Origin of the sequence: Flavobacterium marginilacus, from assembly GCF_026870155.1 — a bacterium.
In the GTDB taxonomy this organism is placed as follows: domain Bacteria; phylum Bacteroidota; class Bacteroidia; order Flavobacteriales; family Flavobacteriaceae; genus Flavobacterium; species Flavobacterium marginilacus.
Genome location: NZ_CP113975.1, coordinates 3,459,809 through 3,486,330, shown reverse-complemented (window position 1 = coordinate 3,486,330; position 26,522 = coordinate 3,459,809). Strand labels below are relative to the sequence as shown.

General features: G+C 34.5%; 23 protein-coding genes. 13 read left to right on the top strand and 10 right to left on the bottom strand.

The features are described from left to right. Positions 1-145 precede the first annotated feature (145 nt). Positions 146-1,126, top strand: coding sequence for an IS30 family transposase (locus OZP07_RS14415; protein WP_281635297.1), 981 nt, complete (start codon positions 146-148; stop codon positions 1,124-1,126). A 57-nt stretch (positions 1,127-1,183) separates the two neighbouring features. Here OZP07_RS14415 and OZP07_RS14410 read toward each other — a convergent pair whose 3' ends face one another. The 3 genes from OZP07_RS14410 to OZP07_RS14400 form a co-directional block, all read right to left on the bottom strand. Continuing rightward, positions 1,184-1,753 (bottom strand): YdeI/OmpD-associated family protein, encoded by a 570-nt coding sequence (locus OZP07_RS14410; protein WP_281635640.1) that lies wholly within the window; start codon positions 1,751-1,753, stop codon positions 1,184-1,186. Between the two features lie 15 nt (positions 1,754-1,768). Then, positions 1,769-2,296, bottom strand: a complete 528-nt coding sequence (locus OZP07_RS14405; RefSeq protein ID WP_194639154.1) for a superoxide dismutase family protein — start codon at positions 2,294-2,296, stop codon at positions 1,769-1,771. Positions 2,297-2,429: 133 nt separating this feature from the next. After that, a complete protein-coding gene (locus tag OZP07_RS14400; protein WP_194639153.1) occupies positions 2,430-2,954 on the bottom strand; it encodes a DUF8685 domain-containing protein in 525 nt (174 codons plus the stop codon). Between the two features lie 403 nt (positions 2,955-3,357). On the opposite strand from OZP07_RS14400, the gene OZP07_RS14395 reads away from it, so the two are divergent. From OZP07_RS14395 to OZP07_RS14370, 6 genes are all read left to right on the top strand, one after another. Then, the gene (locus OZP07_RS14395; protein WP_281635639.1) at positions 3,358-4,254 is read left to right on the top strand and encodes a hypothetical protein; all 897 of its coding nucleotides are present in this window, start codon (positions 3,358-3,360) and stop codon (positions 4,252-4,254) included. A 194-nt stretch (positions 4,255-4,448) separates the two neighbouring features. Continuing rightward, positions 4,449-5,996 carry a GmrSD restriction endonuclease domain-containing protein gene (locus OZP07_RS14390; protein WP_281635638.1) on the top strand — a complete coding sequence of 516 codons (1,548 nt, stop codon included), beginning with the start codon at positions 4,449-4,451 and terminating at the stop codon, positions 5,994-5,996. Positions 5,997-6,181: 185 nt separating this feature from the next. Next, positions 6,182-6,700: a hypothetical protein gene (locus OZP07_RS14385; RefSeq protein ID WP_194639149.1), complete on the top strand. Its 519-nt coding sequence runs from the start codon at positions 6,182-6,184 to the stop codon at positions 6,698-6,700. 310 nt (positions 6,701-7,010) lie between these two features. Beyond that, positions 7,011-8,141 (top strand): chromate efflux transporter, encoded by a 1,131-nt coding sequence (gene chrA / locus OZP07_RS14380; RefSeq protein ID WP_281635637.1) that lies wholly within the window; start codon positions 7,011-7,013, stop codon positions 8,139-8,141. A 413-nt stretch (positions 8,142-8,554) separates the two neighbouring features. Continuing rightward, a complete protein-coding gene (locus OZP07_RS14375) occupies positions 8,555-9,307 on the top strand; it encodes a helix-turn-helix domain-containing protein (protein ID WP_281635636.1) in 753 nt (250 codons plus the stop codon). A 25-nt stretch (positions 9,308-9,332) separates the two neighbouring features. Then, positions 9,333-10,499 carry an FAD-dependent oxidoreductase gene (locus OZP07_RS14370; protein WP_281635635.1) on the top strand — a complete coding sequence of 389 codons (1,167 nt, stop codon included), beginning with the start codon at positions 9,333-9,335 and terminating at the stop codon, positions 10,497-10,499. Between the two features lie 287 nt (positions 10,500-10,786). Here the strand turns inward: OZP07_RS14370 and OZP07_RS14365 are convergent, their stop codons facing one another. The 7 genes from OZP07_RS14365 to OZP07_RS14335 form a co-directional block, all read right to left on the bottom strand. Next, a complete protein-coding gene (locus OZP07_RS14365) occupies positions 10,787-12,577 on the bottom strand; it encodes an acyl-CoA dehydrogenase FadE (RefSeq protein WP_281635634.1) in 1,791 nt (596 codons plus the stop codon). 52 nt (positions 12,578-12,629) lie between these two features. Further along, the gene (locus OZP07_RS14360) at positions 12,630-12,980 is read right to left on the bottom strand and encodes a four helix bundle protein (RefSeq protein WP_281635633.1); all 351 of its coding nucleotides are present in this window, start codon (positions 12,978-12,980) and stop codon (positions 12,630-12,632) included. A 102-nt stretch (positions 12,981-13,082) separates the two neighbouring features. Beyond that, positions 13,083-14,264: an acetyl-CoA C-acyltransferase gene (locus OZP07_RS14355; protein ID WP_281635632.1), complete on the bottom strand. Its 1,182-nt coding sequence runs from the start codon at positions 14,262-14,264 to the stop codon at positions 13,083-13,085. 98 nt (positions 14,265-14,362) lie between these two features. Continuing rightward, on the bottom strand, positions 14,363-16,753 hold the full coding sequence (locus OZP07_RS14350; RefSeq protein WP_281635631.1) for a 3-hydroxyacyl-CoA dehydrogenase/enoyl-CoA hydratase family protein: 2,391 nt from the start codon (positions 16,751-16,753) through the stop codon (positions 14,363-14,365). A 54-nt stretch (positions 16,754-16,807) separates the two neighbouring features. Next, complete coding sequence (locus OZP07_RS14345) at positions 16,808-17,278, bottom strand: MarR family winged helix-turn-helix transcriptional regulator (RefSeq protein ID WP_194639127.1); 471 nt, start codon at positions 17,276-17,278, stop codon at positions 16,808-16,810. A 229-nt stretch (positions 17,279-17,507) separates the two neighbouring features. Beyond that, the gene (locus OZP07_RS14340) at positions 17,508-18,530 is read right to left on the bottom strand and encodes a helix-turn-helix transcriptional regulator (protein WP_281635630.1); all 1,023 of its coding nucleotides are present in this window, start codon (positions 18,528-18,530) and stop codon (positions 17,508-17,510) included. 154 nt (positions 18,531-18,684) lie between these two features. Next, entirely contained in the window at positions 18,685-19,305 is a 621-nt protein-coding gene (locus tag OZP07_RS14335; RefSeq protein WP_281635629.1) for an HD domain-containing protein, read from the bottom strand. Positions 19,306-19,429: 124 nt separating this feature from the next. Between OZP07_RS14335 and OZP07_RS14330 the strand changes: the two genes are divergently transcribed. The 6 genes from OZP07_RS14330 (at position 19,430) to OZP07_RS14305 (ending at position 26,520) form a co-directional block, all read left to right on the top strand. Then, complete coding sequence (locus OZP07_RS14330; protein ID WP_281635628.1) at positions 19,430-20,947, top strand: TROVE domain-containing protein; 1,518 nt, start codon at positions 19,430-19,432, stop codon at positions 20,945-20,947. 637 nt (positions 20,948-21,584) lie between these two features. After that, a complete protein-coding gene (locus OZP07_RS14325; protein ID WP_281635627.1) occupies positions 21,585-22,112 on the top strand; it encodes a hypothetical protein in 528 nt (175 codons plus the stop codon). Positions 22,113-22,131: 19 nt separating this feature from the next. Continuing rightward, complete coding sequence (locus OZP07_RS14320) at positions 22,132-22,902, top strand: hypothetical protein (protein ID WP_281635626.1); 771 nt, start codon at positions 22,132-22,134, stop codon at positions 22,900-22,902. A gap of 65 nt (positions 22,903-22,967) precedes the next feature. Then, positions 22,968-23,984: an RNA ligase gene (locus OZP07_RS14315; protein WP_281635625.1), complete on the top strand. Its 1,017-nt coding sequence runs from the start codon at positions 22,968-22,970 to the stop codon at positions 23,982-23,984. A 70-nt stretch (positions 23,985-24,054) separates the two neighbouring features. Next, positions 24,055-25,332 carry a class I SAM-dependent methyltransferase gene (locus OZP07_RS14310; protein ID WP_281635624.1) on the top strand — a complete coding sequence of 426 codons (1,278 nt, stop codon included), beginning with the start codon at positions 24,055-24,057 and terminating at the stop codon, positions 25,330-25,332. Positions 25,333-25,335: 3 nt separating this feature from the next. Next, positions 25,336-26,520, top strand: coding sequence for a DNA ligase-like domain-containing protein (locus tag OZP07_RS14305; protein ID WP_281635623.1), 1,185 nt, complete (start codon positions 25,336-25,338; stop codon positions 26,518-26,520). The last annotated feature ends 2 nt before the right edge of the window (positions 26,521-26,522 follow it).

The window sequence follows — 26,522 nt, the reverse complement described above, 5'->3', positions numbered from 1 at the left end:
AATGCCTTTTTTGATTTCTTAGATTCAAGTAATAAATGCAACGTGAAAAAAAACTCTAGTGTTATTCTTTTGACCTAGGTCAAAAGAATAACACTAGAGTTGGCGAAAAAATCATCATATCTTTGGGTTGCAACACTCAAAATAGATGGCACATTTAACGTTAGAACAAAGATACAAAATAGAAGTATATAGAAATGCCGGTATCAGTATTTCCGAAATTGCTGAATTGGTAGATAAAAACAAATCAGTTATTTCTCGAGAAATAAAACGTAATTCTGATCAAAGAAGTGGTGTTTATAAAGCTGTTTTGGCGGATAAAAAAGCTTTAAACAGGCATAAGGTTAAGATCAAAAAATGCACTTTAACCTCAGAAGTTGAAGCAAATATTTTGTTTTATTTAAAGCAAGATTACAGTCCTGAACAAATTGTTGGCAGAGCAAAAATTGACAAAAGAGCAATGGTTTCTAAAGAAAGAATCTATCAATATATTTGGGAAAATAAACGCAAAGGAGGACTCTTATATAAACATCTTAGGACCAAGGGTAAAAAGTATAAAAAAAGAGGACATTTAAAGGATAAAAGAGGACTTATTATTGGTAGGGTCGATATTAGCGAGCGTCCAAAGATTGTAGAAAAGAAAAGTAGATTGGGCGATTTAGAGATTGATTTGGTCATTGGTAAGAATCACAAAGGAGCGTTACTAACTATCAATGACAGAGCCTCTGGAATACTTTTTATGGGAAAAGTAGAAAGCAAAGAAGCTAGTGCAATACAGCAGAAAACAATTGAATTATTGAAAGATTGGAAACCAATAATCAAGACCATTACTTCGGATAATGGAAAGGAATTTGCCAATCATCGGGCCATTGCAGAAGATTTAGATATCGATTATTATTTTGCCAAACCCTACCATAGCTGGGAACGAGGAGCCAATGAAAATTTAAACGGATTAATAAGACAATATTTTCCTAAAAAATCTAACTTTGAAAACATCGAAGAACAACAAATAAAAACAGTAGTTAATACATTAAACAACAGACCCAGAAAAAGATTTGGCTATAAAACACCTAATGAAATTTTCGCCGAAAAAATCAATAAATTGAATACTGTTGCATTTATATGTTGAATCCACCTTTGGAATTTTAACTCAAATATTTTTTTGCTCAGTGAATGTTATAATGAATTAATCCCTTGATTTTTTATTTTGATGGCAAAGGTCTATTATTGAGGTAATTCTGTTGTTTCGGGTTTCTTCTCTTTTGGCTTGATTGAGCCAATGTAGATAACTTTTTCGATAAGATGGGCTGAACTTTTGGTAGTTTTCGTATGCTGTTTTGTTTTGTTCGAAAGCTAATTTTAAATCTTCAGGTATTATTAAATCTTCGGTTGCATCTGAGGATGTCCAAGAGCCATTCTGTTTGGCAGTCTCAATTTTAGATAATCCGCTTTCATGCATCAGATTGGCAGCAATGAGTTTCTCAATATAGCTTTTGTTGAGTTTGCTCCAAATACTTTTATCTTTTCTTGGAGTGAATAATTGTCTTCGGCGGTGTTCGTCAATTTTTTTTACTGTAGAATCAATCCATCCGTAGCAGATTGCTACCTGTACCGCTTCTTCCCAGCGCATGCTTTCAAAAGGACTGCTTACTTTATAAAAAATCAAATACACACCAGATGACGAATTATGATTATCATGCAACCATTCCCGCCATTCTGATGTGTTTTTAAAATAATGCTGTTCTTTCTCTATCAAGGAAAATCAGTTTTTTTATTTAATAATTGCTGAACAAGCTACTCTTGCTCCGGCATTTCCTGCAGGCTGACTTACATAGTCATCGGCTCCTTGGTGAACAATAAGTCCTTTTCCAAGAATGTTTTTTGTTGCATCTTCACCGCCAATAGACCATTCGTCTGTTGTGAAAGTGATGGTGCCATTTCCTTTTTCATCTGCAGTAAAATTACCGATATCACCTTTATGATGTTCTGCATCGCCCCATTTTCCGTGTTTTTTGAAAGTAGGATTCCAGTGTCCTCCCGCCGAACTTCCGTCAGCCGCAGAGCAGTCAGATTTTTCGTGAATATGAATGGCGTGAATTCCTGGTTTTAGCCCAGAAATTTTTGCTGTAAAAGTCACTTTGCCATTTTTTTCAGTAAATGTGGCAGTTCCTGTTACATTGCTGTTACTCTTTGATTCAAAAGTAAGGTTTAGGCTTTTAGAGCCGCTGGATTTGCTATTGGTTTTACAGCCAATGACTAACGCGATAATTACGGCAGCAGAAAAGATTATTTTTTTCATGATTTGAAATATTACAATTTGGATTATAAAATTACGTATAAAAAAGGTTACAGAGTCTCTAGGATGTTAAGTTTCTAAGTTTTTTAATTTTCATAGTGTCTTAGTAACTTAGAAACTCAGAATCTTAGTAATATTACTTTGACTTTTCTCCGACAAAATGATTGGTTGGCGATTTAAATAATATATTGAAGGAAGTCAAACTGCCATAAATACGGGTAATGTACTGCTGCAGTTCAATTTTTTCAATTTCTTCTATTTTGCTGCTGTTTATTTTTTGCTCCATTACGCGCAAACGGTCACGAACCATTATAATTTTATGAAAAAAGGTATCAATTGGAATTTCTTTTGACGCTAATCCAGCCTGACCCGGTTCCAAAATAAGTTTACCTCCTTTCCATTTGTCTCCGATAGGTACAATTTCGGAAACATCAGACCATTTTTTCAAAAGATCTCTGAGGCTTTGTTCTACTTCCGAGAAACTTATTGTATCTACTTCGTCTACAGTTGCTTCTATAACTTTAAATTCATCGTTTAATGGGATTGTTTCAAGTCCGTTTTCTATAAATGTTACCCAATACTCTTTGGATGAAACATTCGTAATAACTCCTTTTCCAAATTCTGGATGCTCAATGCGGGAACCTATTCCTAGTAGTGTCATGATTTTTCTTTTTTACGAAAATAATTATACCATTTTTAAAAAGCAAATTCGAAATCAAAAGGCACGGCATTCGCTTTTAAAAGTTTCTGACACGAATTACACTAATCTGCACGAATTAAGATTGTTATTTAATTACACAAAATATTCGAAACTGTAAAAGTTGTAAAATATGATTTCAATTTTGATAAGAATTAGTGTTAATTGGTGAAATTCGTGTTTGTCTTTTTTTAAATGCGAATGCCCTGCTAATCTCTTAGATTTTATAAGAATGTTTTGTTATCTTCGAAAAGTAATAATACGCTATTGAATGGCGCCAATTAATCCAATTTGGGTGTATAAGGGGCAATTTATTGCGTGTATATACAAGTTACCAGTAACCTTAAAAAGACGACACCAAAAAATAATGGCAACAGACGGAATCAAAATTATTGACGGAGATTTAGCTAAGGATACTTATGACCGAATAATGGACTTGTATGATAGTGACGCAAGTATTGAAACAATAAGAAAAGAAATTCCTTTCGTAAAAGGTGACTATGGAGTAGATTCAGACTTTTATCACGAAATATTTGTTACTTCTTATGCCCTTGCCTTTTGGGAAATCGGTGAATTAACAGAAGATATTCTTGAAGAAGTAAAACAAGTTATAGAAGCAAAAGCAGGCTTAAAAGTTTGGACAGAAGAATGCGACGAAAATGAAGGCAAAAAAAGGCAAAAAGAACTTGACAAATTTTTAAAGAAAATTTCACTAGTAAATCAAAAAATCCGAAAGCGCAAAAAATATAGAATTATTAAGAATTTGTATTTTCAACCAGACGATTTATTAACCTTTAAACTTTCAGACAAAAATTACTACGCTGTAATTTGTGCAAACGTAACACAACAACGTGGACAATGTACTTATGACCTTGTAGCTACAACATATAAAGGAAAAGAAAAACCAACAATAGATGATTTAAGATCCTGTTTTATAGCTGGGCGAAAAATTGGTTCAGGTTATGATTTAGAAACTACATTATTGCGTCAGCCAAACGTTGACGAAATTTGGGAATATGTAAATCAAGACAATTTTATATTTGGGCTCCCTTATCATTTAGTAACACATAGAGATATTATTTCATTCAAAGACAATTTTGAAGTTGTCGGCAAACTGAAAATCAAAGAAAGTTTCAAACATTCTGGTGGTTATGGCTATGAATCATCTTTTGACAGATTTGAAGATATATTTATAGACCTTGATAATCACATGAAGGTGTTTAGTGAGCAAAAATATCCAGTTACCTTGCTTTGTGAACTCTAAATGTATAAAAAAAGGCTACTGGTAACACTTGCTACAAGAGATTTGGGCATTTGGCTTAATTTGAAAATGGTCTTGTGATTGGGAAGTTTGGGCAAACCGAAAATAAGGCTTAATTTAATCCCAAACCTCTTGTAGCAAGGGAACGTTAGTTAGAATTAACAAAAAAACCGTACAAAAAATAAATATAATTAAACATGACTACAAATTTAGACGCATTGATTCCTAGAGAAGATTTTGAAATTAAAGACGGTAATCAAAATCCTTCACAAAATTTGCCTGCAATTCAGGTAAGAGATTTAGAAGCTGGTTCTTTTTTGTATCAAACTTTAAGAAAACCTGATTTCCAAAGAGAAACTTCTGAATGGACACCTGAAAAAGTATGTGATTTAATACAAAGTTTTTTAGAAGGCGATTTAATTCCAGCAGTTATTTTTTGGAATTCTAGTGGATATAATTTTGTGATCGATGGAGCGCATAGATTAAGTGCTATTATTGCTTGGGTAACTGACGATTATGGAGACGGTATTATTTCGCAATCATTTTTTGAATATAGTATTTCTTCCGAACAATCTGATATTGCAGACAAAACAAGAAAACTAATTAAAAAGAAATTTGGTACTTATAATGATCATAAATTCGCAATAACAAATCAAGACAAAGTAACTCCTGAAATGTTAGAGCGAGCAAAAAAATTAGCAACTTTAACTATTCAACTTCAATGGGTCAGAGGTGATTCAAGTAAAGCTGAATCATCATTTTTTAAAATTAACGAACAAGCTTCGCCAATTAATGACACTGAAAAAAAATTGTTGAAATCTAGAAAAAAGCCTAACTCAATTTCTGCTAGAGCAATTATTCGTTCGGGGACTGGTCATAAGTATTGGTCAAAATTTGAAAATGAAAATCAAATCGAAATTGAAACTTTAGCAAAAGATATTAATGATTTACTTTTTACTCCTAAATTAGAAACTCCAATAAAAACATTAGATGTTCCATTGGCAGGAAAAGGATATTCTACTCAAACCCTTTCATTAATTCTTGACCTAATAAATATTACAAATGATATAAAAAATGATTTAGAATTGGTCGATGATATTAATGGCTTAGAAACAATTAAATTTTTAAAAAAAACTAAAAAGCGATTAAGTAGAATTACTGGAACTCATGCATCATCATTAGGATTACATCCAGCAGTTTATTTTTATAGTACCACTGGAAGATATCAGGTTACCGCATTTTATACTATTTTAAATTTAGTACAAGAATTAGAGTCTAAACCAAATTCTTTAAATAATTTCACTAATATTCGAAGTAAATTTGAAGATTTTCTCATTTCATATAAAAGTATAGTTAATCAAACTAACACGAAATTTGGTAGCGGTCTAAAAAGTTATAAAAAGTTAACCAACCTATTTGTGCACATAATCAATGAATTTCAAAACGATAAAAATGAGCAAGAAATTTTAGACAGCATTGCTAAATTAGCAGAATTTGAATATATAAAACCTGAAAAAATTGATTATGAAGAGTTTATGAGAAAAGACTTTTCAACAGAATCTAAATCAGGTGTTTTTATTTTGAGCGCACTTAAAAATCCAACAAAGTGTAAAATTTGCAATTCACTAATTCATAAAAATTCATTAACTATAGATCACGTAAAAAGAAAAGAAGATGGCGGTTTAGGCATTATTGATAATGGACAACTCGCTCATCCATATTGCAATACAACCTATAAAAATTAACTACTGCCAACACTTGCTACAAGAGATTTGGGCATTTGGTTTAATTTAAAAATGGTCTTGTATTTGGGAAGTTTTGCTTCGCCTGTTCGCTATCGCTCGGGTGGCAAATCCGAAATAAGGCTTAATTAACCCCAAACCTCTTGTAGCAAGGGAACGTTGTGTATGATGCTAAAAACCGAACAAGAATGAAAAAAAACAAATACTTAATTCTATTTACACTTTTTACAATAAATCTTTTGATTGGACAAAATCAACCAAACACAAATGTGAAAATATTTAGTCCAAAAAATAATTCCTATAGTATTTATTACCCAGAAAATTATATCACTGAAGAGGATAAAGAAGGCATAGTTACCATTTTTAACAAAAGCCAAGACAGTAACGAAAAAGAAGAGAATAATATCACTATAAGTAATTATATAGTTGACAAAAAATTTTCGAAAGAAGAAACTATTACTTTGATGAAAAATTATTTTAATGATTATTTCTCGATTAAATTAGAAGATAAAGATTTTAACTCATATAAGTCAAAGTATGACAATCTTTTAGAATGTGATATAAAAGAAAGTGATAATTATTGGAAGTGGTGTACAATAACTTTAAAAAACAAAATATTTATCATTTCCCTTAATAAAAAAACAAATATTACCGCCGAAAATGCTACATTATTACGACAAATGATTGACAATTTGACTATTAATTAGCTTCAAGCACTATACTTGGCAATATGGCGGGATTTGGCTTAATTTAAAGTTGGTTTTGTACTTGGAAAATTAGTCATTAATCGAAAGATTAGGCTTCCTTAACCCCGAACGTTCTTGATATGTCTCGACAACGATAGCGCATTCTATGCAATCCGTGCTCGCAACGATAAGCTATTACACAAAACAAAAAAGCTACAAGAAAATATTTTTTGTAGCTTTTTATATTTATAAAGAGAAAATAACAATCTTTGTGAGGACAGTTAGAGATTTGTTTTCAAACATAAAAAATTACTTTACAAGAAGCCCTATTATGAACAATAACCAAAACCTAAAAGAAATCGCAAAGCTGTTTTTGAGGTTAGGTGTTACTGCTTTTGGCGGGCCTGCGGCACACATTGCGATGATGCAGGATGAAGTGGTTGTAAAAAGAAAATGGCTTAGCGAACAGCATTTTTTGGATTTAATAGGTGCAACAAACCTGATTCCCGGTCCCAACAGCACCGAAATGGCGATTCATATCGGACACGAAAAAGGTGGTTGGAAAGGTTTAATCATAGCAGGGCTTTGTTTCATCCTTCCGGCTGTTTTCATTACAGGTATTTTTGCATGGCTGTATAAAGAATACGGGCAGTTTCCCGAAGTACAGCCTTTCATTTACGGAATAAAACCGGCCATTATTGCTGTTATTCTTGGTGCTGTTTTTCCTTTGGCAAAAAAATCCCTGAAATCAATCGAACTTGTCATTATCGGATTGATAGTCTTGATTGGTTCATTGGCGGGCTTCAACGAAATTTACCTGATGTTTGGAGCAGGATTTTCAGCATTGTTTTTGGCTTATTGGCGAAATAAGAAATTGAACAATCTAAACAGTTTTTTGCCATTGATGCTTTTGCAAAGCGATAATTCCGCTATATTTTCGGCGAGCAGTGCAAAGCTGTTTTTGATTTTTCTTAAAATCGGTGCGATACTTTATGGAAGCGGTTATGTGCTGTTTGCATTTCTTGATTCCGAATTGGTTTCAACTGGAATTTTGACACGGCAGCAATTGATAGATGCTATAGCAGTCGGGCAATTCACGCCTGGTCCTGTTTTTTCTTCGGTGACATTTATCGGTTATCAAATCAATGGTTTGACAGGAGCGATCGTTTCGACAGTTGCGATATTTCTGCCGTCATTTGTATTTGTAGCATTGCTTAATCCACTTGTAAAGAAAATGCGGGATTCAGAATTATTTTCGGCCTTTTTGGATGCCGTTAATGTGGCTTCGGTTGCAATTATTACGGCTGTTTGTTTTGATATGGGAAAAGATACAATTACTGATTGGCGTACAATTTTGATTGCCGTTTTGAGTATTTCTATAACATTTGGTTATAAGAAAATGAATAGTGTTTTTGTAGTTTTGGGCGGTTCAATCATTGGTTATCTGCTGGCTTTAATTTAAAAATGCATGACTATCCGTGACTAGTACCATTTTACAGACTAAACCATTATGGACTGAAAGTCCATAGATTTAGTTAGGCACAGAATCTGCAAGGTTGGATTGCGAAAATTGATGAAATTTTGCCACAGATTCATAGATAAAAAATGATTTTAAATCTGTGAATCTGTGGCAAAAACTTTTTTAGAAGCTAAAGCGAGATGCACTGAAAGTGCATCGTTTTAAACTCTATTTGAGACCAATAAATTAGTTTTGAATGTTTTTCAAAAACTTTATCCCTTATGTTCTTTGTGCCTCTGCGGCTTTGCGAGCCCAATTTCACGCAAAGGTCAAAGGGTATTTCAATATTTAGACTCTTGGTATGAGTTACGGATAGTTATAATTAATTAAATGAACTGCTTTTAAATGCTCAAAAAATGAACAATCCTCTTCGATACACTATTAATAAACCAGATTCGTCACTTTCTGACTTTGTATACTGCTATTCATCGCTGCAGAATCTCTCAAATTTTACTGGAGGAGTAATTGTTCCCAACGGAAAAATTGATCTGCTGTTTTGTAAAACTGCTGATAATCATTTTCAGATTATGCTTATGGGCTTGGAGACAAAGCCAAAACCAATGCCAAAATTAAATATAGAAACTTTTTTTGCTGTCAGTTTTAATCCGCTTGCTTTAGAATATGTTTTTCATGAATCCATTGCCGAATTTGTAGACAGCGGTAAAGAAATGCCAAATGATTTTTGGGGTTTTGGTATTCATGATCTGGATGATTTCGATGCTTTCTGTAAAAAAGCTTCGCAAAAAATTAAATCGTTATTGTCCAATATAATTGACTCAAAAAAACTTCAATTGTTTGAATTAATTTTTGCTGCTGATGGGGAAGTGAATATTAAAGATTTATCCAAAAAAGTTTCTTGGGGCGAACGTCAGATTAATAGGTATTTCAATCAGCAGCTGGGGATTTCATTGAAAACGTATTGCAGTATTTTACGCTTTCAGGCTTCGCTGCATCATATCAAAGATGGTAAACTTTCCCCGCAGCTCAATTTTACTGATCAGTCCCATTTTATAAAAGAAATCAAAAAACTTTCGGGAGTTTCTCCCAAAGAATTGTTTAAAAATCAAAATGACCGATTTTTACAATTTTTGGTTTATCACGCGAAGTAATTTTGCTGCATAAAATTTAAAAATTATGCTGTTACAAAATAAAAAAATCGCAATTATTGGCGGTGGCCCAGGAGGATTGACACTTGCAAAACTCCTTCAGTTAAAAGAAGTAAATGTAAATGTATATGAAAGGGACATCAATAAAGATGCCCGCGTTCAGGGTTCACCGCTTGATCTGCATGAAGAATCCGGATTAGCAGCTATCACCGAAGCTGGTCTGCTGAATGAATTCAAAAAGAATTACATGCCCGGTGCAGACCGTCTGCAGATTATGAATGAACAGGCTGCGGTTTTTTTCAGCGATCATGAAGCTAAACCTGAAGAGAATTTTGGGCAGGAACATTTTCGTCCGGAAATAAGCAGGGGAGCATTACGAAGAATATTACTTGAATCGCTGGAACCAGAAACAGTTATCTGGGACAGTCATTTTGTTTCAATGGAAACTCAAAACGACGGTTGGTTACTGCATTTCAAAAATAATAAATCGGTTTATGCCGATGTTGTCGTTGCTGCTGATGGAGCTAATTCTAAAATCAGACCTTATATTACAGACATAAAAGCTTTTTATTCGGGAGTTACCATGCTGGAAGGTAATATTTATAATGCGGGAGTTACTGCTCCAAAAATAAATGCGCTGCTGAATGGCGGAAAAATTATGGCTTTTGGAAAAGGGAAGGATTTATTGATGGGACAAAAAGACAATGGCGAAATTGGTTTCTACGCAAGTTTCAAAACCGATGAAAAATGGGCTGTAAATAATGGTTTGAACTATTCGGATAAATCACAGATGCTGGATTGGTTTAAAAAAGAATATTCAGAGTGGAGCGATGTTTGGCATGAATTATTTGAAAGTGCTGTAACTCCGTTTGTTCCCCGTCTAATTTATTGCATGCCATTGGATCAAACCTGGGAAAGCATGCCGAACATGACAATGCTTGGAGATGCTGCGCATGTGATGCCTCCGTTTGCAGGTGAGGGAGTGAATGCGGCGATGCGTGATGCTTTGGAAATGAGCAAACGTTTAACTTCAAATGAATACGATTCTCTGCAGGAAGCAATTACTGTTTATGAAACGGATATGAGAGAAAGAGCTTCTGCAAAAGCTCAGGAATCTCTTGAAAATGGTGAGAGAATGCACTCAGAAAATGCGTTGGAAATAATGCTTGATTTTTTTGGAAATCATCAAAAATAGACACGGCATTCGCTTTTAAAAGTTTCTGACACGAATTACACTAATTTGCACGAATTAAGATTGCTGTTTAATTACACAAAATATTCGAAACTGTAAAAGTTGTAAAATTTGATAAGAATTAGTGTTAATTGGTGAAATTCGTGTTTATCTTTTTTAAATGCGAATGCCGTGAAAAATAGAAAGCTTAGTGTATAGTCATAAAAAATAATTTGTATAAAAAAGCCGCTTTGTCATTCAGGGACAAATGCGGCTTTTTACAAATAAAAAACTAAAAGAGAGTTTAAATATTAGAAAGAGTAAGCATTATCAGCAACTAGTTTTGAGGTGATTGTTTCCCTCAAACCAACAACATTCGGCATGTTGGTGTATTTTGTGTAACGGCGTAATCCCATTAACATCATGCGCTGTTCATCGCCTTCGGCAAAAGAAATAATGCTTTCTTTTCCTTTTTGAGTAACGATGTCAACGGCTTGGTACAAGTACAACTGCGCCATAGCGATTTGTTCTTTTATTTTGTCGGCACCATTTGATTTGGCTAGTTTTTCGGTTCTCAAAATAGCACTTTCGGCCATGTAGATTTCGATTAAAATATCCGAAGCTGCCATCAGTAATTGCTGGTGTCCTTCTAAATCCGGACCATATTTTTGAACAGCGCCGCCGGCAACCATCAGGAATGCTTTTTTCAGTTTACCGATCATTTCTTTTTCCTCAGCAAATAGTTCAGAATAATCAGGTGTGTCAAATGACGGAATGCCCATTAATTCTTCCTGTACTTTGGAAGCTGGTCCAAGTAAATCAACGTGGCCTTTCATAGCTTTTTTGATTAACATACCAACAGATAGCATTCTGTTGATTTCATTTGTTCCTTCGTAGATACGGGCAATACGCGCGTCTCTCCAGGCACTTTCCATTGGCGTGTCTTCTGAGAATCCCATTCCGCCGAAGATTTGGATTCCTTCGTCAGCACAATTTTGAACATCTTCGGAAACGGCCACTTTCAGGATAGAACATTCGATAGCATATTCTTCAACCCCTTTCAATTCTGACTCTTGGTGCGAAACACCATCAGTCTCGCGGGCAATGATTCTGTCTTCAATGTCTTTTGCTGCACGATAGGTCGCACTTTCTCCTGCATAGCAGGAAGCTGCCATTTCGGCTAATTTAGAACGGATAGCTCCGAATTGTGAAATAGCAGTATTAAACTGGATTCTTTCATTAGAATAATGAACAGCTCCTGTGATTACTCTTCGCTGTGCGTCCAGACAGGCAGCAGCCAATTTGATACGGCCAACGTTTAAAGCATTCATTGCTATTTTAAAACCGTTTCCTCTTTCAGAAAGCATGTTTTCAACTGGAACTTTTGTTTCATTGAAAAACACCTGACGGGTAGAGGAGGCACGGATACCTAATTTATGCTCTTCTTCGCCAAATGAAATTCCGTTATCGGCTGTGTTTTCCAAAATGAATCCTGTGATGTTTTTATCGTCTTCAATACGTGCAAAAACGATGAAAAGAGAACAGAACCCGGCATTAGAGATCCACATTTTTTGTCCTGTGATTTTATAATGTGTTCCGTCTTCAGACAGAACCGCTTTGGTTTTACCTGAATTAGCATCTGATCCGGCTCCTGGTTCAGTAAGGCAATAAGCACCAAACCATTCGCCTGTGGCTAATTTCGGTACGTATTTTTGTTTTTGTTCTTCGGTTCCGTACAGCGTAATTGGCATTGTTCCAATTCCGGTGTGAGCCCCAAAAGCAGTAGAGAATGAACCCGTTGCTCCCGAAATATAGTCACAAACCAAAACGGTATTGACAAATCCCATTCCCATTCCGCCATAAGCTTCAGGCACAGCTACGCTCAAGAAACCAAGATCTCCGGCTTTGCGCATGGATTCTTCGGTAAAAGCATAATCTTTATTTTCAAAACGGTTTTTGTTCGGCCAAATTTCTTTGTCCACAAATTCTTTTACAGAGTCACGCATCATCAGCTGCTCTTCGTTGAAATCCTCTGGGGTGAAGATGTCTTCACATTTTGTTTCTTTTACGATGAATTGACCACCTCTTGTTTTGTCGCTCATGACTTTTATTTTTTTGTTAAGACGAAAGAAAATAGAATATAGAAAATAGACTTTATTTTAGTCCATTTTGAAATCCCATCGTCATCCTTTGGAATTCTTCTATTTTAATTTCTAATTGGTTAAAATGTATTTCGTTTATATATTTTCTGTGTTTTGCAATTAATAACTGCGTAATAAGTTCGAATGAAGATCCAAGAGAAATATCTAAAAAGTGACTGAAAGATTTATCAGTTCTTGAAGAGCCTTCAGCAATATTACTGGGAATTGAAACTGAACATCTGCTTATTTGGGAACTTAAATCGTATCTTTCATGTTTTGGGAATTCTAATAATAAATCTGAAATCTCATTTGCGATTGTTATTCCAAGTTGCCAAATCTTCAAGTTCTTATAATTATGTCTCATTCTTTTTATCTTAAGGCTTATAACTATATTTTATTCTCTGTATTCTATTTTCAATTTAAAGGCATATATCTATATTCTATTCTCTATGTTCTATTTTCTTAATTAAAGAACTTCAAAAATCCCCGCACTTCCCTGTCCAGTTCCCACACACATACTCACGATACCGTATTTGTTACCTCTGCGTTTCATTTCGTCGAATAATTGAACAGAAAGTTTAGCTCCGGTACAGCCCAGGGGGTGACCTAGGGCAATCGCTCCTCCATTTACATTAATAATATCTGGGTTCAGATTCAGTTCACGGGTAACGGCCAAAGCCTGTGATGCAAAAGCTTCGTTCAATTCGATTAATTCGATATCATTTAGAGTCAGTCCGGCCTGTTTCAATGCTTTCGGAATCGCTTTTACAGGGCCGATTCCCATAATTCTTGGTTCAACACCGGCAGATGCAAAGTTTACTAATCGGGCGATAGGCTGAAGGTTTAATTCTTTTACCATTTCTTCGCTCATCACCAGTACAAAAGCGGCACCGTCACTCATTTGTGAAGAGTTACCTGCAGTTACACTTCCGTCAGCGGCAAAAACAGCTCTGAGGCCTGCTAATGCTTCCAATGAAGTTCCTGCTCTTGGTCCTTCGTCTTTGTTTACAACGTATGATTTGGTTTCTTTTTTGCCATTTTCATTAATGAAAGTCTGCTCAACAGTGATAGGTACAATCTGTTTGTCAAATTTACCTTCAGCCTGTGCTTTCAATGCTTTGTTATGCGATTGAAAAGCAAATTCATCCTGATCTGCACGTGAAATGTTGAACTGTTTAGCGACAGCTTCGGATGTGAGACCCATTCCCCAGTAGTAATCTTCGTGTCCCGCTTTTGCGACAGCGTAATCTGGAGTAGGTTTGTAACCTCCCATCGGAATATAACTCATACTTTCGGCACCGCCGGCAATGATACAGTGCGCCATTCCCGACTGGATTTTGGCAGTTGCCATTCCGATGGTTTCCAGACCCGATGCACAATAACGGTTCACAGTAACACCAGGTACATCATTTACTTTTAATCCCATCAGAGAGATTAAACGTCCTACATTTAAACCTTGTTCTGCTTCCGGCATGGCGTTTCCAACCATAACGTCGTCAATACGCGTTTTGTCAAAATCAGGCAGTTCATTCATCATGTACTGAATGGTTTCAGCAGCTAATTCATCAGGTCTTTTGAATCTAAAAAGTCCTTTTGGTGCTTTTCCAACTGCCGTTCTATATGCTTTAACTATGTATGCTGTTTTCATATTTTTTATTTTTAAGATGATAGACGGATAGATAATAGATTGATAGACTTTTAGGAGTACGGATTTTGTCTATCATCTTTCCGTCTTTTATCTATTATCTAATTCCTAAGCGGTTTCCCTTTAGTTAACATATACTGAATTCTTTCCAATGTTTTTCTTTCGGTACAAAGAGAAAGGAAAGCTTCTCTTTCGATATCCAGTAAATACTGCTCAGATACCAAAGTAGATTCGGATAAATCACCTCCAGCCATAACGTAAGCCAGTTTGTTTGCGATTTTTTTGTCATGCTCAGAAATGTATTTTCCGGCTTCCATCTGGTCAGTTCCTACTAAGAACATTCCTAATGCCTGTTTACCTAAAACCTTCACATCGGTTCTGCGGATAGGCTGTGTGTAACCCGCTTCGGCCATTAATAAAGCATGTTTTTTGGCTTCGGCAATCTGACGGTCTTTGTTTACTACGATAATATCTTTACCATGCTGTAAAAGTCCAGTGTCAAAAGCTTCGTAACCGGAAGTCGATACTTTTGCCATTGCGATTGTTAAGAAATATTCCTGCAGTACATTCAGTTCTACATCATTTTTGCGGAATAAATCAGAAGCTCTCAAAGCCATTTCTTTGGAACCGCCGCCACCTGGAATAACCCCAACGCCAAATTCAACCAATCCCATATAGGTTTCCGCTGCAGCAACTACTTTGTCAGCGTGCAGACTCATTTCGCATCCGCCTCCAAAAGTCATTCCGTGAGGCGCAACAATAACTGGAATTGAAGAATAACGAACGCGCATCATCGTGTCTTGGAACATTTTGATCGCCATATTTAACTCGTCATATTCCTGTTCAACAGCCATCATGAAAATCATTCCGATATTGGCTCCAACAGAGAAATTAGCTGCCTGGTTTCCAATAACCAGACCTTGGTATTCTTTTTCAGATAAATCTATCGCTTTATTAATTGCTTGAAGTACATCACCGCCAATAGTATTCATTTTGGATTGGAATTCTAAGTTTAGAATTCCGTCTCCCAAATCCTGAATAATTGCACCGCTGTTGCTCCATACTTTTTTGCTTTCGCGAATGTTGTTCAGAATGATAAAAGAATCTTGTCCTGGAATTTTTGTCTGTGATTTTGTCGGAATATTGTAGAAATAAGTAGCTCCGTCTTTTACAGTATAAAAACTAGTACTTCCAGAAGTAATCATTTCATTAACCCAAACTGCAGGCTCAAGACCTTCGGCTTTCATGATTTCGATTCCATTGGCAACACCAATAGCATCCCAAATTTCGAATGGACCATTTTCCCATCCGAAACCGGCTTTCATAGCGTCATCTATTTTATATAATTCATCTGAGATTTCAGGAATACGGTTGGAAACATAAGCAAACATTCCAGCGAAACTCTTTCTGTAGAATTCGCCTGCTTTGTCTTTTCCTTTAACCAAAACCTTGAATCTATTGATGGGTTTGTCTATTGTTTTTGTTAATTCCAAAGTGGCAAAAGAAGCTTTTTTGGCAGTTCGGTATTCCAAAGTATCTAAGTCCAAAGAAAGAATGTCTTTGTCTGCTTTTTTGTAGAAACCTTGACCTGTTTTGCTTCCGTACCATTTGTTTTCCATCATTTTGCTGACAAAATCCGGAAGTTTGAACAATTCGTGCTGCTCGTCTGCAGGGCAGTTTTCGTAGATTCCATTAGCAACATGTACCAAAGTATCCAGTCCAACCACATCGACAGTTCTGAAAGTAGCTGATTTTGGACGGCCAATAACTGGTCCAGTCAATTTGTCAACTTCTTCAATGGTTAATCCCAATTCTTTCACCAAGTGGAACAAACTCTGGATTCCATAAATACCAATACGGTTTCCGATAAATGCCGGAGTGTCTTTGGCAACAACCGAAGTTTTGCCTAAGAATTTTTCTCCGTATGTGGTTAAGAAATCCAAAACTTCAGCAGAAGTCTGTGGTCCCGGAATAATTTCGAATAATTTTAAGTAACGCGCTGGGTTAAAAAAGTGTGTACCGCAGAAATGTTTTTGGAAATCTTCGCTTCGTCCTTCGCTCATAAAATGAATTGGAATACCCGAAGTATTAGATGTTACCAATGTTCCCGGTTTTCTGAATTGGTCGATTTGCTCAAAAACTATTTTTTTGATGTCTAAACGCTCCACAACCACTTCGATAATCCAATCTACATTGGCAATCTTAGCCATATCGTCTGTTGTGTTTCCAGTTGTGATTCGGCTGGCGAATTTTTGGCTGTAAATAGGAGAGGGCTTCGATTTTAATGAATTAGCCAAGTGGTCGTTTACTACACGGTTGCGGACAATTTTGCTTTCAAGCGTCAGTCCTTTTTTGGTTTCAGCATCAGTAAGCGCGTTTGGAATTATGTCCAAAAGCAAAACTTCAACCCCAATGTTGGCAAAATGACAGGCAATCCCTGAACCCATGATTCCGGATCCGATTACTGCTACTTTTTTAATGCTGCGTTTCATATAATGTTACTATTTAAATTTTGTAAATATGTTATCGCCATTCTCCATTAATTTTTAAGGCTTGGTGATTTCATCATTACTGTTTTCTGTTTGGTTGAATATGTCTTTATTCTGAATCAGTTCGTTGATAATTTCCGCTACTTCTATGAAATTGTTTATTTTTTCTTCTGAGACATGCTGTCTTACAGAGTCATTAAATTTCAAAACAGTATTCTTTGAAAGCTCTCTTTTTTCTTTCCCAAAATCGGTCAGGTAAATCAAAACACCTCTGCCGTCTTCCGGGTTTTTCTTTCGGATAATCAATCCTTTTTCCTCCATCGATTTTAAGGTTCTGGTCAGGCTTGTTGCTTCCATCCCCATTCTTGGTCCCAATGCTGTCGAAGGTGTTCCTTCTTCTCTGTCGATGCTTAATAAAGCAAATCCGGTTGCCATTGTTGCATCATATTTATTGGCCTCTTCGTTGTACATTCTGGATACGGCCTGCCAAGTTGCTCTTAGGATATAATCTATTGTTTTGTTTTTCATAGTACTACTATATCGATTTCAAATGTAATAAAAAAAATACTATGCACGCATAATATTTTATCTCTTTTTTTTATTTTTTATAAATATAGATAAAAAAGTCCTTTAAAATAAGGTGCTGAGTAAATATTATGCATGCCTTGTATTTTTTGTAAAAAGCAAAAAACACTGCTAATTGAGCTTTAAATAAAAAGTTCGAAAATATTCATTTGGGATAATTGAAAAATCCTTATTAATCTGGATCACTTTCGTAACGCAGCAATCCTTTTTGGAGAATTGATTTCATGCGGTTGCGCAAATGTTCGGGGCTAAGCACTTCCAGGCTGTCGCCAAAACCTAATAAAATGCGTTCCAATTCATAATTTTGTATTACAAAAAGATGGACAATAATACTGCCGTCTTCATTTTCCTTAATCAATCGCTGGGAAGAATGTAAAGGTTTTGTAATAACATAAGGAGCATTATTGGCATCAATCCAGAGTTCGATGCGTCTTGGCTGTAAACCTGTGTTTACAGTAACGCCGACCACGTTTTTATAATAGAGTTCAGGATTGAATTTTTGTTCCAAGTATGGCAGATTCAAATTGTAATCAATCGAAATGATTCGGTCGAGCGCGAGATTTGTAATCGGCTGGTTTTCCTTTCTTTTTCCGATCAAAAACCAGCGGTTATTAAACTCTTTCAAAATAAAGGGATGAAAGTCGAAAACCTTTTCTTCAGCCGATTTAAATGATTTATAAGTAATCACCAAAACCACTTTTTTTACAATCGCCTGATAGATTTCTTCCAGAAAATGCAGCCCTTTCAAATGCTCGTTTTTATCCAAATGAATCACAGGCTGTGTATGCGATTTTTCGGCGTAGATTTTATCTTCCAAACGCTGTAAAATATCCGAAACATCATTAAACAAAGAGAAATCCTTAAACTGTTTCAGCATCGAAACCGTTTCGGTCAAAACATTCATGTCTGTTTCCGTCAGCGGAATATCTGTTATCGAAAAATCTTCGTCTTCATATTTATAAAACTTTTTATCATAAACAACAATTGGCGCATTATAACCTAGTTTTTCGCTCCGCATCAGCTGAATATCCATCTGAATGGTTCGTTTGCTGATTGGGTTGTCGCGTCCTTCGTATTCAAATAGCGCTTCCGAACAGCATTCGATTAAATCCTCCAAAGTCCATTGCCTGTATTTATTCTGCAGGCATTTGTCAATCGTTTTATATCGGATTAAGGCGTTTTTATTTTGTGACATGCTTTGTGTAGTTTTCGCTCGGAAAGTTGTGAAGGCGCAAAGTTTTATTTTTTTTGCCACAGATTAAAGGATTAAAAAGATTAAAAGAAATCTGCTTAAATCTGTGTAATCTGATTGAAACAAAACTTTGTGTCTTAGTGTCTTAGCGAGATTATTATTTGCATTCTAAAATGCTTATCTCTTTTTCAATATTAGCTCTGGCTTTATCTTCATATAAACCTCTTAATTCATCCGTTTGAAAAATAAATTCATTTTCCAAAAAATGTTTCAAAGCTTTTGCACGACCAGGTTTGTAGAGAAAATCAGGATAAATGCGGTATTCTTTTCTAATCTGTTCAAAATAGATTTTATAGTCGTTCCAATCCTTCGCCAAAATTTTCAAATCAAAATCGATTAACCAATTAACATCATCAGCCGAATTGTGCGCATGTAGCTGTGTCGCACAGATGGCATCAAAAACAAGCTGTTTATCAAGTTTTGCATTTTCAGGCAAAATAGACAAAGCAAATTCGGCGCTTTTTAGTTCATTATCCTTTTTTGAACTGGAATAAATAAAATCATGATAGAAAATTGAAAATAATATCTCGTTTCGATTTTGAAGCCTTTCAGAATAGGTTTCGAAACATTCAATCATCTCTTCTAAATGCGTTAGATTGTGGTAATGCCTTGATTTTTTGGAATATGACTTTTCTAAATCGGACCAGTTTTGCTGATTTTCCTTTTCGTTAAAACCAATATTTAGAAGTAAATCGCTGTAAATTTTCTTCAAATTCATCTTGTTTTTTCCTCAAATATAAAATTCTTTTTTTACTGCGCAAAATAATTGCGCAGTAGGTTTGAAATCTTTGCTCAAGAAATAAAACAATAACCAATTGTCTAATTTTTAAAAACCAGAAATTATGAAATTCAATTTTTTATCAAAAGAAAAAACTACTATAGTTAATCACGAAAATGCCAAAGCTTTTCCATTAACAGCAGAATATGAATTGTATGCAGCAGTTGTGACAACTAGTTTGAATGCTTCGTTTTATGAAAATGATACTACACGTTTGGAGCGAATAAAAACTTTGATCCAAAAATGCAATCCGGTATTTGTTGCCAAGCTTGCGGTTTATGCACGTAACGAAATGCACATGCGTTCGGTTCCGTTAGTTTTAATTGTCGAATTGGCCAAAATATATTCGGGTGATTCGTTAATCAGCAAAATGATCACATACGTAATTCAGCGTGCCGATGAAATAACTGAACTTTTGGCTTATTACCAAATGGCGAATGACCGAAATGGTGTTAAGAAATTGAACCGTCTGTCGAAACAAATACAGAAAGGTTTGGCAGTTTCTTTCAATAAATTTGATGAATATCAGTTTGCAAAATACAACCGTGACGGTGCTGTTAAATTAAAAGATGCTTTGTTTTTGGTTCATCCAAAAGCAAAAGACGATGCACAGCAGGAATTGTTTAATAAAATAGTAAACGATACTTTGGAAACACCCTATACTTGGGAAACCGAGCTGTCACAATTGGGTCAGTTTAAATATTCGAATGAAGCCGAAAAACAAAATGCATTCACTCAAAAGTGGGAAGAATTGATCGACAGCAATAAAATAGGTTATATGGCTTTGATGCGTAATCTGCGAAATATATTGGAAGCCAATGTTTCAGGTTTTCACGTAATGAAAGTTTGTGAGTATCTTTCGAATGAAAAAGCAGTTTTGAATTCAAAACAATTGCCTTTCCGATTTTTGGCAGCTTACCGTGAAGTGAAAGAATTGAACTTCAAGTATGCTACTATAGTTTTAGATGCTTTGGAAGATGCCGTAATGATAAGCGCCCGAAACATAAAAGGTTTTGATATCAACACTTCAGTTGTGATTGCCTGCGACGTTTCTGGTTCAATGCAAAAAGCGATTTCACCAAAAAGCAAAGTAATGCTTTACGATATCGGTTTGATGCTGGGTATGCTGATGCAAAACCGCTGTCAGAATGTGGTGAGCGGTATGTTTGGTGATACCTGGAAAATAATCAATATGTCAAAACGAAATGTATTGTCAAATGTAAATGAATACTACAAACGCGAAGGCGAAGTAGGTTATTCTACCAACGGTTACTTGGTTTTGGAAGATTTGATTAAACGAAAACTAATTACAGATAAAGTAATGCTGTTTACCGATGTTCAAATGTGGAACAGCAACCAGACTAATCATACTTTTAGCAAGTCTTGGGAGAATTACAAAAAAATAGCTCCGAATGCTAAATTGTATCTGTTTGATTTGGCTGGTTATGGTCAAGTGCCAATAAATATTCAGAAAAATGATGTTTATTTAATAGCCGGCTGGTCAGATAAAGTGTTTGATGTACTGCATGCTTTAGAAGATAAAGGCAGTGCTTTGAATTACATAAACCGAATAGAATTGTAAATTAAAATCTGCTGCGCAGAATAATTGCGCAGCAGTATTTAAATCTTTGCAATAGAAAGTTCATAGAAATAAAAAAACAAGTGTCGTAGATAAGTGTTGCTTCGATCCAAATATCTCGGTCGGGAGTTCGAATCTCTCCATTTTTTATAATAAAAAATGTAGCTCAGTGGTTAGAGCAAGATAAAAAGTTACTTATTGGCTGTAGCCTTGTTTTATAAATAAAAAAGAATGTCGTAAATAAGAGTTACTTCGTCTCAAATTTGGGGAGGAATAGCGAAGCTGTAAAAGCAGCAAGGTTATCCAGTTCGACTCTGGCAAGACAAGCCCCGTTTCTCTTATTGCTTTTTACTTCTTTTTAAAACTGAAAAATGTCGTGTGCAAGGGTTACTTCGTTTAGGGAATCAAATTGCTCTTGCCAATTGTTACTTTTTCAAATTTATAAGATGCCGTTTATAAAGTGCTACTTCGCGGCATGATAATATTAGGTTCGAATCCTAAAAGTCACTTATAAGCTATTGCTCTTAAAAAAAGAGTGTCGTCAGGAAATGGTTCCTTCGATCCAAATGAAATTTAAACCATTCCTAAATGTTACCTCTTTTATAAATATTAATTTTTAAAAAAAATAATATTTATCTTAATGATGACAATCAAAGAAATTAAATATAAAGCTGAAAAAAAGTTTAAAAAAATACAACTTTATAATAATATTTATGGTTTTCAAATACAGCCAAATACTAAATTTCTGAAAGGAATTAGCAGAAAACAAATTGATGAATTACAAATTTTTTTTGGATTTGATTTTCCTTGGGATTACAGGGAAATGCTTTTAAATATTGGTGGATTAGATACTGAAGAAATTTCAATTGATCCAGACAGAGAAGATGAAACAAGATTTGACAATTTTTTCTATCAGTATCCAAGAGATATTGAAAAATCAAAATCGTTGGTTGAAGAAATAAATGCATTCAAAATTTATGTAGAATCGGCTTTAATCGAAGCTGGTTTTGATGTATCTGAAATTGTTGGTTATATCCCAATTTACAGTCATAGGGCACTTGTTGTCTTTAAAGATAAATATCTGTCTCCCGTTATTTCTGCTTGTGGTGCTGATATAATTGTTTATAGTAATAATTTGAAAGAATATTTAAAGAATGATTTTTTATAGAAGTTATAATTGCTAAATTATGAAAACCACATTTCCATATCCATATTACCTCTATGGTTCTAATGACTCTACAGATCAGGATGTAATTATTGTTATTTCAAAAGAAGAAATGCCTGAAAAGCAGGAAGACAGAAAAAATAAAGTATTGGCACTTTTGAAAGAATATGATCTGAATTGGAATGCAACTTTGGCGGTAATAGAAAACGGGAAAATATCAGATACTATCTTTACCAAATCGTGGATTGATTCGCTTAACAACGCACTGTTTGAAACATACTTTCTGCATGAACAGAAGCATGAATTATTAGTAAAAGAAAAACATATCAGAAATAGAACGCTAGCTATTTATAAAGCAGTTCGTACGGTTTTAACAATGTTGACTAGAACCAAATACAGAACTCAGATTCGCCCAATTTTAAAAGGAATACACGATTTTAATCTAAAGTTGGAAGTTCTTGGTAAAATAGATTTTATCTCAGTATCAGAGTTCAATCAAAAGAATACAAATGATATTGATATTTGGAAAATCATTGCTTTTTATGTGGGACAGAATATTGCTTTAATTGAAAGCGATATTGAAATATATACTAAGAAAAAATTGGTGCACCATTTCAATGATTTAGAGTCATTTATTTATCGAAAAGAAATTTTAGCGGATGATAAACTGGTGTTGCAGCAATATATTAATGATTGGATACAGCTGATTCGTGATTTTGGAGAATTTAAATCGGCTGATGGATTTCTGACATGTAAAGATGAATGTATTGATATGTTAAATGAAAAATTTTGAAAAAAAACGACTACGCAAAATAATCGCGTAGTAACTTTTGAATATTTGTTCAAATATTAGAACTAATGAATATAACACTTTTAAAAGAGATGATTTCCCAAAATTATATCAGGGTAAACAAACATCCTGAACATGATTTGTACATTTATAATTATACTCAAAATGCCCAATTTGAGAGGGTGTGGAATGAAATTACCATAAGCTGTCGTGGTTTGATTTTAGATGCAAATGGAAATGTTGCAGCAAGACCTTTTCCTAAGTTTTTTAATTTGGGCGAAATGGAAAGTCAAATTCTTCCAAATACAGCTTTTGAAGTGTTTGATAAAGTGGATGGTTCGTTAGGAATTTTATATTGGATTGATGAGGTACCATTTATGGCCAGCCGAGGGTCTTTTGCCAGTGATCAGTCCGATAAAGCGAATAAAATGCTTCATGGAAAATATAAAGCTTCGTGGCCATTATTGGACAAAACCAAAACGTATTTGTTTGAAATTATCTATCCTGAAAACCGAATTGTTTTAGATTACGGAGCCTCTGAAGAATTGATTTTGCTTGCGGTTGTTGATACACATTCGGGCAAAGAATTTCCGCTTGAGGATATTGGTTTTCCAATAGTTCAGAAGTTTGACGGAATAAAAGATATTCGCACTTTATCAGCATTGAATCTGGACAATAAAGAAGGTTTTGTGATTAAATACGCAGATAATTTTCGGGTAAAAATTAAATTCGAAGAGTATCTTCGTTTACACCGCATCGTTACTCAGGTTTCTAATTTGAATATCTGGGAATTCTTAAAAACGAATAAGTCATTTGAAGAAATTTTAGAGCGCGTTCCTGATGAATTTTTTACATGGGTAAAGCAAACTAAAACAAATTTAGAAAATGATTATAAAGCAATCGAAGAGCAATGTAAAACAGATTTTAAAGAGTTAGAATCGCGAAAGGAAACCGCTTTATATTTTCAAACATGTAAATACCCAAGTGTATTGTTTTGGATGCTGGACGGGAAAGATTATTCAGAAATAATATGGAAAATGATTCGGCCAGAATTTGAAAAGCCGTTTAATAGAGAAGAAGAATGAATTTTAATTTAAACTGCGCAAAATAACTGCGCAGTAACAAAACTATATTTGTCAAACAAAAATAAGAACGATGATTATAAAACTTAAATCAGAGAATAAATACTTTTTAGACATTCTTTACAAGAACCCAAGCACCGATCAGGGACTTTACTTGAAAGAATTAAAAAACGGAATCTTAATTGGAAATGTAATTGCTGAAAACGAATATCACTGTGTTTTTCTTGATGGTAAAAACAGTTATCTGCCCGAAGAAGGAAATCAAATTGACTTTCAAAGTTACTGCAGTCCATTATTGGCTTTAAACATTGCTACTGAATTTTTTAATCATTTGTACAAAGAGAATGAAGTATTAAACGATACCGTAATTTCCTGGTTAGAAAAAAACTATAATGAAGTTGATACGGAGAAATGTACGATTGAAGTTCCAACTTTTTTTATTGATACAAATTGGTATAAAAACGGGAAATATCTTTTGTCAAAATACATTGATGGAATTTCGTTAAAACATAAAATCGGGAATAATTTCGAATTAAAGATAGAAGGAGCAACAGTAAGAGAAGCGGTTCAGAAATTTTCGCTTGTGGCATTGTTTACACATTTTACCAATAAATATGCGGTTTACACCTTCATAGACGACTATTTTATCCAGAAGCATATTACGATGTTTACCAATCTTACTGGGATTCCGTATTTCGTGTTTTACCTTTTTATCAAGAGAATTATGCGTTCACCGGTGCAGTTTGAGAAATTTAAACCACAATTAGAAGCGTATTTTGATAACCAGGTTCAGTTTGTTTTTACCGATACACATCAATCCAGAAAAGAATTTATTTGCAGTAAAATCAATTTTGATGAAGCTGTTTTAGACTTTGGATGCGGTGAATTGCAATACTTTAAGTTATTGAACAAAAAAGGATTTGAGCAGGAATATTATGCTTATGATGAGGTTGATTTTAAACACGTTGCAGAAAAAATTCAGGTAATTGAAAAAGCTGACAATTTAATTTGGGTTGAAAAGTTGGAAGAGCTTAAAGATTTCGAAGGGCAGATTATCTTAAGCGAAGTCATTGAGCATAATTCCTTTGAAGAAGCAAAGTCATTGTTGATTTGGATCCGTGATAACACCAAATTCACAAGATTGTTTGTCACAACACCGAACAAAAACTTTAATGTAAATTATGAAATGACAGATGAATTTAGGCACGATGATCATGATTTTGAGTTATCAAATGCGGAGTTTGTAGCTCTTATCGACGAGATTTTTACTAATCCCAAATCATTTTATGGAGTGGGAGATTGTGTAAAAGGAGTTTATCCAACAAGTGCTGTAATCATTAAAAAAGAGTAAAAGATGTTAGATTATAAAGTAAGAAACAGAATTGAGTGTTTTTGCAAAAATAAGATCAATGATTTTTCGCCAACCATTTCACCGGCTCCAAAAAGCAAGGCAAAAAACGAAATAGAAAGCATAGAAGAAGCTGTCAATTATTACTTGAAAAAAGGGGTGACAGAATTTGTGGTTCAAAAAAAATATATGGGTTCCTACTGCACCATTTATTTGAAAAGAAATATTGGAGAAACCTATTTTGTTTCGAGAAATGGATTTAAAATGGAGCATATCGATTTGGAACAGGCAATAAATAGTCTGAAATATTTGCATGCCAAAATGCTGAATGCTTTTCCTGATTTTGAAATTCTTTTGATAGCCTCGGAATTATTGCCTTGGAAAGTTTTAGGAGGAGGATTAATAGAAAAAGAATTTACAGGTTATCATGATGCTTTGTTGACACATAACTCGTATTTGAAGACTTCAGGATTATTTGAAAAATTGAATAGTGTAAAAAATAGTAAACTGTTCACGGAATACATTTCGGATAAAAAACAGCTGAACAGAAAAGAATTCGGGAGCAAATATAAGACACATATTGTTCGTCAATATGAAGCTTTGGGAGCTGTAAAAATACTTGATTTAGATAAGCAACAGGAATCTTTGAGTGTATTCAAAAATCAAATCGATACATTTGGCAATGAGGGCGAAATATATTTTAAACCATTTGCAATTTTAAAAACGGTAATGGTCTCAGGTAAGGAAACAGTGCCAAACAGTAATTTAACTTATCAACTGATAAATGAGGATCCGTTTTTACATTTAGAAATTACAGCTTCTAATAAAGAGGAAAAACTAAAAGAAATTTATTCTTTTTTTGAAAAACTAACAGAAGAAAATGAAGAAGGTATCATGATCAAACCGGTTCAGAATTACATCAAAAATTTGCCTCCATGTTTTAAAGTCAGAAATAATAATTATCTGACGATGATTTATGGTGTGAACTTCCATCAGAATTTTGATCATTATTTTGAAAAAAGAAATGTAAAGAGGAAATTGGAACAATCAATAAGCGGTTGGGAAATCAATCAAAAGATGCTCCAGATTCCGTATAATGATTTAGAAGAAGAAAACTATTTAATGCGTTTGCTTCTTTTGAAAAGAATCAATAATGAAGAAATAGAAAAAACATTAGATCCACGATTATAAAA

What these genes read in the sequence shown, in the direction of transcription:
- OZP07_RS14415 (WP_281635297.1), top strand. Translation starts at nt 146, where the DNA reads ATGGCACATTTAACGTTAGAACAAAGATACAAAATAGAAGTATATAGA.
- OZP07_RS14405 (WP_194639154.1), bottom strand. Translation starts at nt 2,296, where the DNA reads ATGAAAAAAATAATCTTTTCTGCTGCCGTAATTATCGCGTTAGTCATT.
- OZP07_RS14400 (WP_194639153.1), bottom strand. Translation starts at nt 2,954, where the DNA reads ATGACACTACTAGGAATAGGTTCCCGCATTGAGCATCCAGAATTTGGA.
- OZP07_RS14395 (WP_281635639.1), top strand. Translation starts at nt 3,358, where the DNA reads ATGGCAACAGACGGAATCAAAATTATTGACGGAGATTTAGCTAAGGAT.
- OZP07_RS14390 (WP_281635638.1), top strand. Translation starts at nt 4,449, where the DNA reads ATGACTACAAATTTAGACGCATTGATTCCTAGAGAAGATTTTGAAATT.
- OZP07_RS14385 (WP_194639149.1), top strand. Translation starts at nt 6,182, where the DNA reads ATGAAAAAAAACAAATACTTAATTCTATTTACACTTTTTACAATAAAT.
- chrA (WP_281635637.1), top strand. Translation starts at nt 7,011, where the DNA reads ATGAACAATAACCAAAACCTAAAAGAAATCGCAAAGCTGTTTTTGAGG.
- OZP07_RS14375 (WP_281635636.1), top strand. Translation starts at nt 8,555, where the DNA reads ATGAACAATCCTCTTCGATACACTATTAATAAACCAGATTCGTCACTT.
- OZP07_RS14370 (WP_281635635.1), top strand. Translation starts at nt 9,333, where the DNA reads ATGCTGTTACAAAATAAAAAAATCGCAATTATTGGCGGTGGCCCAGGA.
- OZP07_RS14365 (WP_281635634.1), bottom strand. Translation starts at nt 12,577, where the DNA reads ATGAGCGACAAAACAAGAGGTGGTCAATTCATCGTAAAAGAAACAAAA.
- OZP07_RS14360 (WP_281635633.1), bottom strand. Translation starts at nt 12,980, where the DNA reads ATGAGACATAATTATAAGAACTTGAAGATTTGGCAACTTGGAATAACA.
- OZP07_RS14355 (WP_281635632.1), bottom strand. Translation starts at nt 14,264, where the DNA reads ATGAAAACAGCATACATAGTTAAAGCATATAGAACGGCAGTTGGAAAA.
- OZP07_RS14350 (WP_281635631.1), bottom strand. Translation starts at nt 16,753, where the DNA reads ATGAAACGCAGCATTAAAAAAGTAGCAGTAATCGGATCCGGAATCATG.
- OZP07_RS14345 (WP_194639127.1), bottom strand. Translation starts at nt 17,278, where the DNA reads ATGAAAAACAAAACAATAGATTATATCCTAAGAGCAACTTGGCAGGCC.
- OZP07_RS14340 (WP_281635630.1), bottom strand. Translation starts at nt 18,530, where the DNA reads ATGTCACAAAATAAAAACGCCTTAATCCGATATAAAACGATTGACAAA.
- OZP07_RS14335 (WP_281635629.1), bottom strand. Translation starts at nt 19,305, where the DNA reads ATGAATTTGAAGAAAATTTACAGCGATTTACTTCTAAATATTGGTTTT.
- OZP07_RS14330 (WP_281635628.1), top strand. Translation starts at nt 19,430, where the DNA reads ATGAAATTCAATTTTTTATCAAAAGAAAAAACTACTATAGTTAATCAC.
- OZP07_RS14325 (WP_281635627.1), top strand. Translation starts at nt 21,585, where the DNA reads ATGATGACAATCAAAGAAATTAAATATAAAGCTGAAAAAAAGTTTAAA.
- OZP07_RS14320 (WP_281635626.1), top strand. Translation starts at nt 22,132, where the DNA reads ATGAAAACCACATTTCCATATCCATATTACCTCTATGGTTCTAATGAC.
- OZP07_RS14315 (WP_281635625.1), top strand. Translation starts at nt 22,968, where the DNA reads ATGAATATAACACTTTTAAAAGAGATGATTTCCCAAAATTATATCAGG.
- OZP07_RS14310 (WP_281635624.1), top strand. Translation starts at nt 24,055, where the DNA reads ATGATTATAAAACTTAAATCAGAGAATAAATACTTTTTAGACATTCTT.
- OZP07_RS14305 (WP_281635623.1), top strand. Translation starts at nt 25,336, where the DNA reads ATGTTAGATTATAAAGTAAGAAACAGAATTGAGTGTTTTTGCAAAAAT.